General features: G+C 35.6%; 15 protein-coding genes. 10 read left to right on the top strand and 5 right to left on the bottom strand.

Going from position 1 to position 14,805, the window contains the following annotated elements; translation table 11 throughout:
• Positions 1-168 precede the first annotated feature (168 nt).
• The 3 genes from NST60_RS06010 to NST60_RS06000 are packed head-to-tail and all read left to right on the top strand — an operon-like array spanning position 169 to position 3,471.
• Positions 169-1,101: an ABC transporter ATP-binding protein gene (locus NST60_RS06010; RefSeq protein ID WP_016204167.1), complete on the top strand. Its 933-nt coding sequence runs from the start codon at positions 169-171 to the stop codon at positions 1,099-1,101.
• A gap of 13 nt (positions 1,102-1,114) precedes the next feature.
• On the top strand, positions 1,115-2,374 hold the full coding sequence (locus NST60_RS06005) for an ABC transporter permease (RefSeq protein WP_016204168.1): 1,260 nt from the start codon (positions 1,115-1,117) through the stop codon (positions 2,372-2,374).
• A complete protein-coding gene (locus NST60_RS06000) occupies positions 2,374-3,471 on the top strand; it encodes an ABC transporter permease (RefSeq protein ID WP_101730452.1) in 1,098 nt (365 codons plus the stop codon). Before NST60_RS06005 ends, NST60_RS06000 begins: the two co-directional genes overlap by 1 nt.
• Positions 3,472-3,856: 385 nt before the next feature.
• Here the strand turns inward: NST60_RS06000 and NST60_RS05995 are convergent, their stop codons facing one another.
• A complete protein-coding gene (locus tag NST60_RS05995) occupies positions 3,857-4,543 on the bottom strand; it encodes an SDR family oxidoreductase (protein WP_341098375.1) in 687 nt (228 codons plus the stop codon).
• Positions 4,544-4,715: 172 nt separating this feature from the next.
• Here NST60_RS05995 and NST60_RS05990 point away from each other — a divergent pair, with 172 nt between their 5' ends.
• The 3 genes from NST60_RS05990 to NST60_RS05980 all read left to right on the top strand — a co-directional run bounded on the left by NST60_RS05990 (position 4,716) and on the right by NST60_RS05980 (position 7,770).
• Positions 4,716-5,471, top strand: a complete 756-nt coding sequence (locus NST60_RS05990; protein WP_341098374.1) for a MurR/RpiR family transcriptional regulator — start codon at positions 4,716-4,718, stop codon at positions 5,469-5,471.
• A gap of 81 nt (positions 5,472-5,552) precedes the next feature.
• On the top strand, positions 5,553-7,007 hold the full coding sequence (locus tag NST60_RS05985; protein ID WP_341098372.1) for a glycoside hydrolase family 1 protein: 1,455 nt from the start codon (positions 5,553-5,555) through the stop codon (positions 7,005-7,007).
• Positions 7,008-7,380: 373 nt separating this feature from the next.
• A complete protein-coding gene (locus tag NST60_RS05980) occupies positions 7,381-7,770 on the top strand; it encodes a hypothetical protein (protein WP_169188019.1) in 390 nt (129 codons plus the stop codon).
• Positions 7,771-7,907: 137 nt separating this feature from the next.
• On the opposite strand, the gene NST60_RS05975 is transcribed toward NST60_RS05980, so the two are convergent.
• The 3 genes from NST60_RS05975 to NST60_RS05965 form a co-directional block, all read right to left on the bottom strand.
• Positions 7,908-8,153 (bottom strand): indolepyruvate ferredoxin oxidoreductase subunit alpha, encoded by a 246-nt coding sequence (locus tag NST60_RS05975; RefSeq protein ID WP_169188020.1) that lies wholly within the window; start codon positions 8,151-8,153, stop codon positions 7,908-7,910.
• A 19-nt stretch (positions 8,154-8,172) separates the two neighbouring features.
• A complete protein-coding gene (locus NST60_RS05970) occupies positions 8,173-8,589 on the bottom strand; it encodes a hypothetical protein (protein ID WP_016204303.1) in 417 nt (138 codons plus the stop codon).
• A 73-nt stretch (positions 8,590-8,662) separates the two neighbouring features.
• Entirely contained in the window at positions 8,663-9,418 is a 756-nt protein-coding gene (locus tag NST60_RS05965) for a helix-turn-helix transcriptional regulator (protein ID WP_016204302.1), read from the bottom strand.
• A 119-nt stretch (positions 9,419-9,537) separates the two neighbouring features.
• On the opposite strand from NST60_RS05965, the gene NST60_RS05960 reads away from it, so the two are divergent.
• Positions 9,538-11,460, top strand: a complete 1,923-nt coding sequence (locus NST60_RS05960) for a right-handed parallel beta-helix repeat-containing protein (RefSeq protein ID WP_224427482.1) — start codon at positions 9,538-9,540, stop codon at positions 11,458-11,460.
• A 54-nt stretch (positions 11,461-11,514) separates the two neighbouring features.
• On the opposite strand, the gene NST60_RS05955 is transcribed toward NST60_RS05960, so the two are convergent.
• Positions 11,515-12,150 carry a pentapeptide repeat-containing protein gene (locus NST60_RS05955; RefSeq protein ID WP_101730445.1) on the bottom strand — a complete coding sequence of 212 codons (636 nt, stop codon included), beginning with the start codon at positions 12,148-12,150 and terminating at the stop codon, positions 11,515-11,517.
• 241 nt (positions 12,151-12,391) lie between these two features.
• Here NST60_RS05955 and NST60_RS05950 point away from each other — a divergent pair, with 241 nt between their 5' ends.
• Genes NST60_RS05950 through NST60_RS05940 form a run of 3 tightly spaced genes read left to right on the top strand, consistent with a single transcriptional unit; the run spans position 12,392 to position 14,782 of the window.
• Positions 12,392-13,300, top strand: a complete 909-nt coding sequence (locus NST60_RS05950) for an ABC transporter ATP-binding protein (RefSeq protein ID WP_341098369.1) — start codon at positions 12,392-12,394, stop codon at positions 13,298-13,300.
• Positions 13,297-14,043, top strand: coding sequence for an ABC transporter permease (locus NST60_RS05945; protein ID WP_341098368.1), 747 nt, complete (start codon positions 13,297-13,299; stop codon positions 14,041-14,043). Before NST60_RS05950 ends, NST60_RS05945 begins: the two co-directional genes overlap by 4 nt.
• A gap of 10 nt (positions 14,044-14,053) precedes the next feature.
• Positions 14,054-14,782 (top strand): ABC transporter permease, encoded by a 729-nt coding sequence (locus tag NST60_RS05940; protein ID WP_224427485.1) that lies wholly within the window; start codon positions 14,054-14,056, stop codon positions 14,780-14,782.
• Positions 14,783-14,805 lie beyond the last annotated feature (23 nt).

Raw genomic sequence — 14,805 nt, 5'->3', positions numbered from 1 at the left:
ATAGCCAAAAAGAAAAATGATTAAAGTAATGGATAAATAAAGAATGGATGACTAGAGACAGTAGTGAAGCTGTTTCTTTTTTTATATGCTTAATAGGCAATATCCATTATAAAAGTAGCTTAAGTGAGAAGGATAATAAAAATGACCGAAGTAAAGGAGTGCAAAAAGATGCTTGAAACCATAAAACTTAGTAAAAATTTCAAAGATAAAAAGGTAGTAGATGAAATTAATTTATTTTTGGGAGAAGGAGAATCAGTTGGTTTGCTTGGACCAAATGGTGCTGGAAAATCAACAACCATCTCTATGATTTCATCCTTACTTAAACCAACGTCTGGGGATGTAAAACTAAATGGAAAAAGTATGATAAAAGATGCAGCAGAAATGCGAAGAATTCTTGGAGTAGTTCCACAGGAAATAGCTTTATATGAAGAACTATCAGCATATGAAAATCTTAAGTTTTTTGGAAGAGCCTATCAAGTTCCAAAAGATAAGATTGAGGATCGAATACAAAATGTGCTTGAGATGGTGGGGTTAAAGGATCGTCAAAAGGAATTGATTAAAACATTTTCGGGGGGAATGAAGCGAAGAATCAATATTGCAGCTGCTTTGTTACATGAACCGAAGATTTTAATTTTTGATGAACCGACTGTGGGGATTGATCCTCAATCAAGAAACCATATTTTAGAGACTGTTCGAGAATTGAATGTAAAGCATGGAACGACGGTTCTTTACACAAGCCATTACATGGAAGAAGTGGAGCAATTATGTAATCGTGTATACATTATGGATCATGGAAAAGTGATTGCTTCTGGAACAAAATCGGAATTATTAAGCATTTTATCAAGTGAAGATACGATACAAGTGCAACTTAACAAAAAAAGTGATGTATTGTTAACAGAAATTAAATCATTTAATCATGTTTATCAAGTGGATGAAACGGATGAGGGTCTACGTATTATTTCAAGAAAAGGAAGTAATATTTTAAGTGATCTCGTACATGCAGCAGAAAAGGCAGGCATCCAAATTGTAAACTATCAAGTGGAAATACCAAGTTTAGAGGATGTATTTCTACATTTAACTGGAAAAACATTGCGGGATTAGAGGAGGGAAAAAAGTGGGATCATTCATAAAAAAGGACTTACTCGTTTTTTGGCGGGACCGAAAAGAAATGCTAATGACTCTCTTACTCCCCATTATCATCATTGTTGTATTAAATTATGCCTTTGCTGGTATTTTTAATGACGATAAAGAGGCAACTAAATTGGACATAGCATTTGTCCAAGTGGATGATGAAGAAAAGGGGTTTGTACAGTTTAAAGAAAAAATACAACAATTAGGCTTGTCTCAAGCAGAGAAAGAAACAATGCTTGAGCATGTAGAAAATCTATCACCAATTACGTTAATACGAAATTTTATTAATAACCCGGACGTAAAGGAATGGGTTAATGCGAAAGAACTGACGTGGGAAGAAGCAACGGACCAAGTAGAAAGTGGTGAACTAGATGCAATCATTCGTGTTCCAGAAGGATTTACGTATGAGGTGCTTTCTACTGTCATGCTTGGAGATAAATCGACAACTGCATTAACGATTCATGCTGCAAAGCAGTCCACTGAAGTAACTACCCTTCAAAATATCGTCAATGAATTCGTGAACTCTTTGAATATGAACTTTGCTCTTGGTAGGGAAGGAACGTTATCAGCAGCAGAACCTATACTGCCTCAAGGAGGTAGAGAAGTCGTGGAAGGAATTGACACGTATACTATTTCGCAATACTTTATTATTGCAATTGGAACTCTATTTGGTCTGTTTTTGGCGCAAAGCGTAGCACTAAAGACGGTTACAGAGAAAAGAGAGCGTGTATTTAATCGGATTTTATTAACGAATAGTAATCCAATGCATTTTTTACTAGGAAAAACAGTTTCTACCTTTATTCTAGCTTGGTTACAATTGATGATTACGATAACGGTAACACAGTTATTATTAAATATATTTCCAGATAAATCTGTATCGTTCTGGTTCGGAATGGTACTAGTATTTACCTCGTTTTCGTTAATGGTTGCAGGACTATCAGCAATATTTACATCTATTACATTAAATTTAAAGGATAGCAATGCGGTTAGTGGTTTAACCACCCTTATTATTATGTCCTTGGGAGTTCTAGGGGGAAGTTTTTTCCCACTTGAAGGTTTTCCGGAATTGTTACAACGAATTGGAGAATGGACTCCAAATGGTTTAACCATGATAGCGATGATAGAGTATATTCAGTTTAGTCAATTTAGCGATTTACTTTTACCGATAGTGGTTCTAGTTGCCATGTCTGTAGTTTGTTTTGTAATTGGTATGTTCATGTTTCCGAAAAGGGGGCGGGTATAATGACCACCATTTTCTATGCCCAGTTTGTTAAAGATAAACGAAAACCACTACTAATTATTTTATTTATTGTTCTTAGTGTATTGGCAACGATTATATTTGGAGGTACATCTCAACAAAACAAATTAACAGTTGATATTTTTGCAACAGGTCCTAATGCCGAGGATATAGAACAAAATTGGGAAGAGTTATTAAATGAAGGTAGTAACACCAAATTCATTATTGCAGATGAGGATGAAGCACGAGAGCAAGTAAAAGAAGGAAAAAGAGATGTTGCCATTCTTTTAATGGAAAATGATTATCGCTTAATTACATCTTCAGATATGCCAGAAATCCTACTTGTCGAGCAACATGTTCATAAAGTATTTACGGAGGAAGCTAAGATACAAGCTGTGGCAGATGGCGTAAATACGTCTGATTTAAGAAATGAGATCAAAGACTATTTAGAAAAACCACCGATTACTGTCCAAACGGAAAACTTAAGTGGTGAGACTCTGACAAGTCATGATATGGGTTTTCAGTTACTATTCGGTTTTACATTGTTTATAGCCATGTTTACGATTGGAGTCAAAGTGAATCGAATCAATGAAGACAAGGTGAATGGGGTATGGAACCGTCTGCTTCTCTCTCCAGTAAGCAAAACGAATTTGTATGTTGGTCATTTAGTCTATAGCTTTTTAATCAGCTTTTTTCAAATGGTTGTAGTCTTTCTAATTTTTCAATATATAATGGACTATGATATTGGAAACTTTCCGATGATATTAACCATTGCTGCCGTGTATACATTGAGTGCGGTTAGCTTGGCGATGCTTATTGCAGGAATAACTAGAACACCAGAGAAATTTAATATGATTTATCCTTCTCTGTCATCCATTCTGCCGATTATTAGTGGGGTTTATATGCCACCAGGTATGATGGATAATCCTGTATTTAATTCTATAGCCAATGTATTCCCACTATCTCATGGAGTCGATGCGATGATGGATGTTGCCCTATTTGATGCTGGATGGAGTGACATCACTTTGCCTATAGCTATCATGCTGCTTATTGGAGTATTGTATATGGGGATTGGAATTAATTTAGGTGAGCGGAGAAGATAAGGAAAGAGGATGGGACATAACTAAATAGATACTCTGTAAAGACGAACAATTTCTAATATAGCTAGTAAATAGCGGCTGCTTTCGCATACTTTTTACAAGAGGAAATATAATTAGTTGGAAAAACAGAGCAGCCGGAATACACGAAGACTCCTATGGGATTAGCGAGACAGTCTGAGACCCTGCAGGCCACAGGCCGAAGCGGCTCAGCGCGAGCCCCATGGAAAGCGAAGTGTATTCCGGCTGCGGGGAATCGCACCAAACTTCATGGAAACATCCTTTGAAAAACAAATAAAAGCCCGAACAATTATACGGAACATTCATTAGCATCTTCGTATAATTGTTCGGAATTATCCTTGGCTGGAATACTTATGTCCCAGCCCCTTTTTTACTCAATCGTCTTCTTCATTGCCTCATACATATTCTCCACATGCTTATCCACTTCATCCCGAGACATCCGCAAGCGATTCACCGAACTGCCATAGCCGATTTCAACTTTTCCTTCGTTTAATCCCTGGAAAATTCCATCGGCAAAGGCATCCAAAGGTTCTCCGCTCGTATGTAATCCTGCACCGCCTAAATCTGTATTCACGGCTGGAGGGGCAACTTCGATTACTTCTACAGAAGTATCAGCAAGCTGGTGTCTTAAGCTCACAGTGAAAGAATGCATTGCCGCTTCCTTTTTTGTTGCGAAATACTGTGCAAACAGCATAGAGAGCTGAATAGAAGCTTCCATGTTGATGGTGATTTCCTTGTTAAAATAACTCCAATCAGTCTTTGCGTCTGCCTTTAACACATTAAAACGTTGTTGAATTCCTGCATTGTTAACTAACACATTCACATCTGGATAGTTAGCTGTTATCCAGTCAAAAAGTTTGATCCGATCAGCTTCTATAGACAGATCACTAACATATGTAACAAGGTTAGGGAATTTTTCTTTCGCCTGTTGCAGTGCTTCTTCCCTGCGACCACAAACAATCACTTTGTTGCCTGTTTTAATAAACCGTTCTGCAAATGCTAATCCAATTCCAGCACTTCCACCTGTAATAAGAATGGTATTACCTGACAGTTTCATTGGGATTCCTCTTTTCAAAAGATATTTTTATCTTCATTATGAATAAAATTCAAACCAATTTCTATTATTTACCCTTATGGTCTATCTATTCTATTTGCCCATATTTTAAATCACAGGTTAATAGTTAACTACCACGACAAAAATATGATACGATCATCCTGAGGTGGGAATTTTGGAACAATTAATTTATACACTTTTAGCATACATAAATAATTCTTTGGAAAAGGATATCAACTATTCTATCGCCAATAGTTTCCTGGAAAATATTCATCATATAGAAGGCTATTCATTAGAGATGGCTGCGGAAGTATGTAATGTTGCCCCATCTACAATTAATCGTTTTTGTAAGCGAATCGGCTTTCGTAATTTTTCTAATCTCCGAAACAGTGTTGCTTTTCAAGGTGGAATGTATGAGGCGAATGAAAAGCATTTAAGTGCAGCTACATTCGAAGCAAAACTAAAGGAAAATATCGAGATAATGGAAAACATCTCGAAGGAACAAATGGAACGGATTATTAAAAAAATTTATGAGTCGAAGCGAATTGTCATTTTAGGTTTTGAAAAACATCAAATTCAAGCGATGGAGCTTCAGAAGCAATTATTTCTTCTTGGAAAGCTATGTGAATGTAATACAAACTTTTTCAAACAATTGGAAACAGTATCTCATTTAACAGAAGAGGATATGATTATCACCATTTCAATTGAAGGAAACATCCTTACAGAGGCCTTAGCTATTAATGAAAGAATTAAAGCGGCGAATGGAAAGAAATTGTTGATTACTTTTTCGGATCCTGAGCAGCATAAATATGTATTTGATGAGGTATTACGCTGTGGAAAAATTGAAAATAGCGCAGTTAGTAGTTATACGTTATTACGTTTATTTGATATTCTCATCTATCACTATCAAAAACAATATCTTTCTTATTAACTGGTCTAAAAGAGACCAGTTTTTTTCCTTTTGTAAGCGTATCATTATCTTTAGAGATTAGAAAAGGGAGGAAATGCAAAGATGACGAAATACGGATTTCCAGAAGGATTTTTATGGGGTGGAGCTACTGCTGCCAATCAATTAGAAGGTGCTTATAACGAAGGTGGAAAAGGTTTGTCTATTTTCGATATGGTTACATTCGTTCCGAAAGAAGAACGTGGCAATGATATTGAGATGGATGTCAAAAGTAAAGCAGAATTAGAAACGCTACTAGCTGGCAAAGGCGGAGACAATTTCCCAAAACGTCGCGGGATTGATTTTTATCATCGCTACAAAGAAGACATCGCTCTTTTTGCAGAGATGGGCTTTAAAACATTCCGTATGTCTATTTCTTGGCCGCGTATTTTTCCAAATGGGGATGACTTGGTACCAAATGAAGAGGGCTTAGCATTTTATGATAATGTGTTTGATGAATTAGCGAAATATGGAATCGAGCCACTTGTGACGCTATCACACTATGAAATTCCATTGAATCTTGTGCAAAAATACAATGGATGGCTGGATCGTCGTTTAGTAGATTTCTTTGTTCATTATGCAGAAACTGTTTTTAACCGTTATAAAGATAAGGTGAAATATTGGTTAACGTTTAATGAAATTAATATCTCGACTCTTTCTCCTTACATTGGAAGTGGTATTTTAATTGATGAGGTAGAAAATAAAGAACAAGCAATTTATCAAGCTCTGCATCATCAATTTGTAGGGAGTGCCAGAGCGGTAAAAGCCTGTCATGAAATTATTCCTAGAGCGCAGATTGGTTGTATGCTAGCACGTATGGAAGTATATCCGGAAACATGTAATCCTGATGATGTGTTAGCAGCATTAGATGAGGATCAAAAGAATTTATTTTTCACAGATGTTCAAGTGCGTGGATACTATCCAAGCTTTATGCTAAGTTACTTTGAAGAAAATGATATTCAAATTGACATGCTGCCAGGAGATGAAGAATTACTTTTACAACATACAGTAGATTACTTATCTTTCAGCTACTATATGTCTATGGTTGCGAGTGGATCACCTGAAAAGTTAAAAGAAAAAGGGAACTTCTTCTCTGGTGTGAAAAATCCGTACCTAGAATCATCCGATTGGGGATGGCAAATCGACCCGAAAGGTTTACGAATTACGTTAAAGAAAATGTACGATCGTTATCAAGTGCCTTTATTTATCGTTGAAAATGGACTAGGTGCTTATGATAAGGTAGAAGAAGATGGCTCTATCAATGATGATTACCGTATTTCATACATGCGAGCACATATTGAGCAGATGAAAGAGGCGATAAAAGAGGGAGTAGATTTAATTGGATACACAAGCTGGGGATGTATCGATCTTATCTCTGCTGGTACCTCAGAAATGTCTAAGCGATACGGTTTTATTTATGTAGACCAAGATGACTATGGAAATGGAACATTAGAGAGAACGAAGAAAAAATCATTTGATTGGTACAAAAAAGTGATTGCAACAAATGGACAAGAGCTATAATAGTAATCAGAAAAACAGTGCTACTTCCTTCTGGGATGGAGTACTGTTTTTTGTTTGTTTATAAAGTATTTTTCTAAAAAATAACTAAATCAACCTTAATTAATATTTGATTTTTTAGAATTAATAAACAAATCTTAATATATTGATATAATGAATCCTGTGTGTTAAAATGTTCCAGTCAAGCATCTTCGTTAGTAATTCCTAGACCGTTTGATTTCGTTTAGGTATTGAATGTTCTAAGTTTTCTAATAATACACAACAGTCTAAGAACTATTTAAAACTTATTTTTTTGTCCAAGTAATTACATAGGTTACATAATACTTATGCTTTTTGGAATAGTAATTATATTATATGCGTATAAGGAGAGATTCGGATGAAATATCTTTCTCTATTTATGGTCGCTTTCCTATTCTTGCTTGCAGGATGTGGAAATTCAGCGGAAGAGAAAAAAGAAGAAACAGTAAAAGAAGAAAGTAATGCAACCCAAGAAACAAAAGCAAAAGAATTAACAGATGAAGATAAGAAATTTATTGCCTTATTAGAAAAAGGCGAATATCAAACAATCATTGATGAAACAATTGGTCTTGGCAGCGATGCACAAGTAAATTTCTATTTTCTAGCAAATGCTTTTAAAGCAGTACCTGATTATTCATTAAGCCAAACATACTTGAATAAATCAAAATATATTCCAGCAGAAATCGAAGACGAAGTGAATAAATTAAAAGAAGATATAGATGCTAACCTGGAAAAAGAGGGAGCTTAAGCTCTTACTCGTTCACACGGTTAGATTTAGGTGCTTGACCTAAGCATTAAAAACTTGCCTCGTTGTATTTAGGGCAAGTTTTTTTGTTCACTTTACACAAAAACAAATCAACCAAACTAAAGTTGATTTGTTTTTCATTATCCTTCATATGTTTTATAAAAATCGATAGCTTTCTGGATATAGGGTTGTTCTTCTGGTGGAAGATCTTCCTCATGATAAATGGCTGAAACAGGACATACTGCTTCACATGCACCACAATCAATACAAATATCTGGATCGATATAAAATTGGTCTTCTCCCTTTGCGATACAATCAACAGGACAAACATCCACACAATCGCCTGCTTTTTCATGCATACATGGCGAAGTTATAACGAAAGGCATGGGAATCTCCCCTTCTTCATTAAGATCTGATGCTAATCAGCACTTCATTCATTTTATTCAAGTTTTCACGAATCTTTACGGCACTTAAATAATCAATCTTATCATGATAACTTTCTGGCTGCTCCATTTGGTCATCAATCGCCATATGTTGATATTCATCAATACTTCCTGTAGATTTCTGATAGTCCGCCATTAAACCTGTTTCCATATGTTGAATCTTATTGTTTATACTATCTAAACTTTGTGTCATTGAAAGGGCAGTATTAATGATTTCTGCGCCCAATCTAGTAAGTCCGTCTATTCGATTATTTTGTTCTTGTAAATCCTTTTTAATTTGCTGAAGCAGGTCATCCTTTTCATCATTTATTTTCATATGATCGAGTATTTGCAATGTGTCGCCCATTAAGATTTGCAATCTTTTGAAGGCGTTTTCCATGGAAATCCCCACCTTTAAGCATTGTATCTATAAAATGTACAAAAAATCAGTAATATATACAAAAGCATGTTTCTTAAGCAAGCTCCCTATACTTTTTTGGGGAAATGTTCGTAACCTTTTTAAAATTACGATGGAAGGAACGCAAATTATTGTAACCACAATTCAGCGCGATTTCACCAATCGGCTGCTGACTATTTTTTAACTGGTAACATGCCTGGGATATTCGATAGTGTGTAAGATATTCGGTAAATGTCCTATTCGTAATATGAACAAAAAGCTTCGAAAGGTAGGCGTAATCATACTGCAAATGTTTTGCTACCGTTTTTAATGTACAGTCATAGCTATAATGCTGATCAACATAAAGCAGAATTTTATGAAATACTTTCATCTTGGTCGAATATTCAACAGGCGTCAAGCTTGTATTCTCTACCAATTTACCACATATATCATACAGAAAACTTTTTTGCTGGTAAATAGAATGAAGCGTTTGCAAAATAGGCGTATTATGTAAATGAATTACATTGTTTTCTGGAACAAAGCCTTTATAATTCATAAAAAAATGGCCAATCAATTCAGGTGAAAAAATAACAACACTAATATGGGAATGATGGATGGTTTTGAACTCATGCAGTTGATTTGGAAAAATAAATGCTACATCATTTTTTTGCAGTAGATATTCTTTTTGATCGACTCTTACGAATAGCTCTCCTTCGTTGACGATAATTAATTCATAAGCTCGATGAAAGTGGAGAGGAAAGCTATCGTTTATTAAGGTAAACTTTTCAAAGGATTCCTTTTCTTCCACCCCGTGATCTTCAAAAAAAACCACTTTCTTATCCTCCTGTCAAAAACACTAATATTGTCTTAAATTATACTACATTTTGAATAGTATCCACTTTTTAAAGTTTCTATAATGAGGACAGAGTCACAATGAAGGAGGAAGAAAAAATGGCGGTTGAATATCATATAGCAAAAAACGGATCAGATCTTGGAGAAGGAACGAAACAAAGTCCATTTTTAACTATCAACAAAGCAGCTTCTGTTGCTGTAGCAGGAGACACCATTATTGTGCACGAAGGGGAATATCGAGAATGGGTAAAACCAAAGAATGCGGGATTAAGCAATACAAGAAGGATTACCTACCAAGCTGCTGACGGTGAAAAGGTGGTCATTAAAGGATCGGAGCAAATTCAGAATTGGCAGCAAGTGGAGGGGACTATTTGGAAAACAGAAATCCCAAATTCATTTTTTGGCGAATATAATCCTTATAAGGAAGAAATATTTGGCGATTGGATTGTCTATAATCCAGGCAGACATTTAGGGGATGTATATGTAAATGGCATGTCCTTTTATGAAGCTGAAACGTTAGAACAAGTCCAAAACCCTACAAAACAAACAGAAGTATTAGATCATTGGACAAAGAAGAATGTCCCCGTTCATCATCCTGAACAAACAGAATATGTTTGGTTTTCGGAAGTGAATGAAAATACGACAACTATCTATGCGAATTTTCAAGATTATAACCCTGCAGAAGAGTTAGTGGAAATAAATGTTCGAAAATCCTGCTTTTATCCAGAAGAAACAGGAATTAATTATATCACAGTAAGAGGCTTTGAGATGGCCCAAGCGGCAACTCCATGGACGCCACCTACTGCTGATCAGCCAGGATTACTAGGTCCACATTGGAGTAAAGGTTGGATTATCGAGGACAATATCATCCATGATTCTAAATGTAGTGGGATTAGTCTTGGAAAAGAAGGGTCGACTGGGAATAACTATCGTACGAAGCGTAAAGATAAACCAGGTTACCAATATCAATTAGAATCTGTCTTCCTTGCTAGACAAGCTGGTTGGAGCAAAGAGAAGATTGGTTCCCATATCGTCCGGAATAATACAATATATGATTGCGGACAAAACGGAATCGTTGGTCATCTTGGCTGTGTCTTCAGCGAAATTTATAAAAATCATATTTATAACATTGCCTTAAAGAGAGAGTTCTACGGACATGAAATTGCAGGGATCAAGCTTCATGCTGCAATTGATGTGCAAATACACCATAATCGTATCCATGACTGTTCGTTAGGAACATGGTTAGATTGGCAGACGCAAGGAACAAGAGTGAGTAGTAATCTTTACTATCGCAACAATCGTGATTTATTCGTTGAAGTAAGTAGCGGTCCTTACATCGTCGATCATAATATTTTAACAGCCGATTATGCTTTAGATAATCATGCCCAAGGTGGAGCCTATATAAATAACTTAATTCGCGGAAAAATGGTTCATCGGAAAATGCTTGATCGAGCAACACCATATCATGTCCCACATAGTACAGAGGTAGCGGGATTTGCTGTGACCTATGGAGGCGATGATCGTTTTTACCATAACATCTTTGTAGGAGATGAGGCTCTAGAGGATGTTGGTACAGCACATTACAACGGCTATCCTGCTTCCCTTGAGGAATATATTGAAACCGTTCACCAAGACCCAGGCGATCACGAAGCATTTAATAAAGTAGAACAGCCCGTATACATTAATCGAAATGCCTACTTAAATGGAGCAAAAGCTTTTGAAAGAGAAGAAGAAAAGCTAGCAGAAGTTCATTTTAACCCTAACTTAAAACTAGTAGAAGAAGGAACAGAAGTATATTTGTCAGTGGAACTTCCAGATGATTTTGAGCGCATTCTTGGAGAGGTACAAACAACACAAACGCTTAAACGAGTGCGCATTGTAGATGCAGAATTTGAAAATCCAGATGGAAGCGAAGTGGCTATAGATACTGATTATTTAGGTGAGAGAAAACTTGCACAAAGTGTACTAGGACCAATCAGTTCATTAAAAAAAGGGAAGAATTATGTGAAGGTTTGGGGATGATGAAAAAAGCTCTAGTAAGTCAGAAAGTCGACTTGCTAGAGCTTTTTTATGCGATTAATCAATAATCTCCAATCCCAATAGAGCAGAAAATTGAATGGCTTGGTAGGTAGATACTTTACATCCTTTTAAATCTGTTGGAGATACCATTAGAGATTGGAAGGTTGATGTACTAATATCCACCCCGTTAAGGGAAGTTCTTTCAAAATTCGCCCCGTCCATTGTACATTTTTTAAATTCCACTTTTTTAAAGATACAGTCGTAAAAATCCGCTGATTCTACTGGTGAGTCTTGAAACCTAATTTTTTCTAATTTGGAGCTTCCAAATGCAGCTAAGTTCAATAAAGAATCAGTAAATTGCACATTACCAAAACGAGAGTCTGTAAAATCCACGCCTAATAATTTGCAATTACTAAATTGGCATTTGTGTATAGAAGAACTGCTGAGCTTAGCATTAGAGAAATCACAGTTTTCAAAAATAACATCTGTTAATTCCATACCGGAAAAATCAGTATTGATAAATTTACAATTTTTCAGCACCATTTTCGATAATAGCACTTTGTTTAATACTTCATCATCAAAAATAGACTGTTGAATTTGGCACATTTCTAGCTCTAAATCTTCCTCGTACAATATGTCGTGAAAATTCCTTGAAGGTAAATCTGTTGGAATTTTTGGTGCTTCTATTTTCATCTTACTACTCCTCTCAAGTTACATTCCTGTGTGATTACTATATGAGAAGATCGATTTAATTTAAAGACTGTATTTTTTGTAGGATTTATGTACAAGGAATATACAAAGATTTATAAATTAATTCAATATGGACTGGAGCAATCCTGACTTTTTGCAATTTTTAAGGTTCAGTTAAGGTTCGGAAAACGAACAGTTAAGATTGGGGGGCTAGAATAGGGGAAGGAAAAGGGAGGAGAAAGTCATGTCAAATTATATTATTGAAACAAGCAATTTAACAAAAAAATTTGGAAAGTTTTTAGCAGTAGATCAGGTCAATCTATTAGTTCCAAAGGGAGGGATTTACGGATTTCTTGGACCAAATGGTGCAGGAAAATCAACGACAATCCGAATGCTACTTGGACTTATTAAGGAAACCAAGGGAGAGGTAAAGGTGTTTGGTAAGTCAATCAAGGAAGAACGCATTGCTATTTTAAAACGAATTGGCTCTATGGTGGAAACCCCTTCCTATTATGGTCATTTAACTGCTTATGAAAATTTAGAGGTTACGCGAAAAATTCTAGGAACAGAAAAAATAGAAATCGACCGTGTGTTAGAAATTGTGAAATTAACAGATGTTCGCAATAAAGCAGTGAGGAAGTTTTCTCTTGGGATGAAACAGCGACTGGGAATAGCCCAAGCTTTATTAGGAAAACCAGATTTACTTATACTTGATGAGCCTACAAATGGCTTGGATCCATCAGGCATTATCGAAATTCGCGAACTAATTAAAAGCTTGCCGAAAGATTATGGGATAACGATTTTGATATCCAGTCATATTTTAAGTGAAATGGAATTAATGGCAACCCATGTTGGAATTATTAACAATGGAAAATTGCTATTTCAAGGTTCGATGGATGATTTAAGAAAGAAACAAAAAGCGGTAATTCAATTAGAGGTGGAACCAAGGGCTGATGTCGAAATGTACTTAAAAAATAGGGGGATACCATACAAAGCAGATAAGCGTTATTTATATCTTGAGCCAAATTACCAACCTGCAAAAATAAATCGAGAGCTGATTATGAATGGCTATGCTGTCCATCAATTAATGATGAAAAAGAACTCATTAGAAGAAATCTTTCTGTCTATTACAGGAAAGGAGCCGATTTTATGAAACTGGCAACCTTAATTTTGCTAGAAGGCTACAAACAGAAAAAAGGATGGTTGTGGTTATTCTTACTGGTTATCCCTACTGGAACAACATTAGCGATGTTTTTAGATTTTACGATACGCTATGATTATTTACTTGATACAGCAAATCCCGAATATGGCTCATGGGATATCCTTTTGATAGAAAATCATAGTGTTCTTGGGTGGGGTATGTTTTTGCCAATGTTTATCGGAATTATTTATTCTTTAATCTATCAAGTGGAAGAAAGTCAAAATAATTGGAAGCAGATACTGAGTTTACCTATCTGCCGGGAAAGTGTTTATTTTTCTAAGTTTCTAGCAGGTTTTCTATGTTGTGCAGTCCTGATTTTGCTAAATATTTTTGGTCTTATTTTAGTAGGATATATGATAGATTTTCCTGAACCAGTGGATTGGAGTAGTTACCTCTTATATGCCGGAAAACAAATTGTGATGATATTAGCTGTTACAAGTTTGCATAACTGGCTAAGCTCCTACTTTAAAAATGCGATGATTCCAATTGCACTCGGCTTTGCCGGTGTTATACTCTCTGGTATTGTTATTTTTCAGTATCCAGAAGTAGGAAAGTTTTTTCCCTATACTTACCCTTTTTTCGCAGATGGATTGGTTTATAAGGAATTAACAGATATTTTACCTTTTAATGTCGTCCTAATGCTGCTATTTTTATGCTTCGGAATGTGGCAATTTAAACGTAAAGATATTCTATAGGAGGAAACTAATGTTAACATTATTAAAAGTAGAATTATATAAATTAAAGCGATCAAAAATTTTGTTGGCAACTACCATTTTCACCTTTTTGGCTCTTTATCAAGGCTGGGATTTTGCAAAATTCGGTCAGGCTGAAGGTGAGAAGGATATTTATAGAGCTTTTTTATATCAAGGAACTATTACAGTATATAGCTGGATTATTTTCCCGCTTATTATCACGCTAGTTCTTGTGATGATGTCAAGAATGGAGCATAGTAACAACAGCTGGAAGTATTATCTGACATTACCGGTAGCTAGGGAAAAAGTGTATTTAACAAAGCTTGTTACTGGTGGTGGAATCATTCTTTATAGCCTAGTATTACTGTTTGCGGGAATTATTTTAGCAGCCAATTTACTGGGGTTAGAAGCAGTTCCGTTATTATGGATAGCGAAAAAATTTGGTGCATTATTGCTTGCATCATTAGCAATAATAGGGATTGTTTTTTATTTAAGCTATCGTTTCACCCACTTTGCCGTTCCTGTAGTAATTGGAGCAGGACTGGCCTTTCCTTCAATGTTTGTTGCTAATTCAGAGAAGTACTGGCTCTTTTATCCGTGGGATTATCCGATTGTTTCCTCGATGAATGATGTATTTGACATGAGTGGAAAAAATATGATTATGTTTGTGATCTCTATAAGTATATTTCTTTTTGCTATTATTTTTGGACTTTTACGATTTCGTACAAAAGATGTACTATAGCAATAGATGAGAAAAAGAAAGGG

The sequence above is a fragment of the Niallia sp. FSL W8-1348 genome (genome assembly GCF_038006745.1).
Classification (GTDB): domain Bacteria; phylum Bacillota; class Bacilli; order Bacillales; family Cytobacillaceae; genus Niallia; species Niallia alba.
Note: the sequence above shows the minus strand (reverse complement) of the source record. Positions and strands in the feature narration are given on the sequence as shown.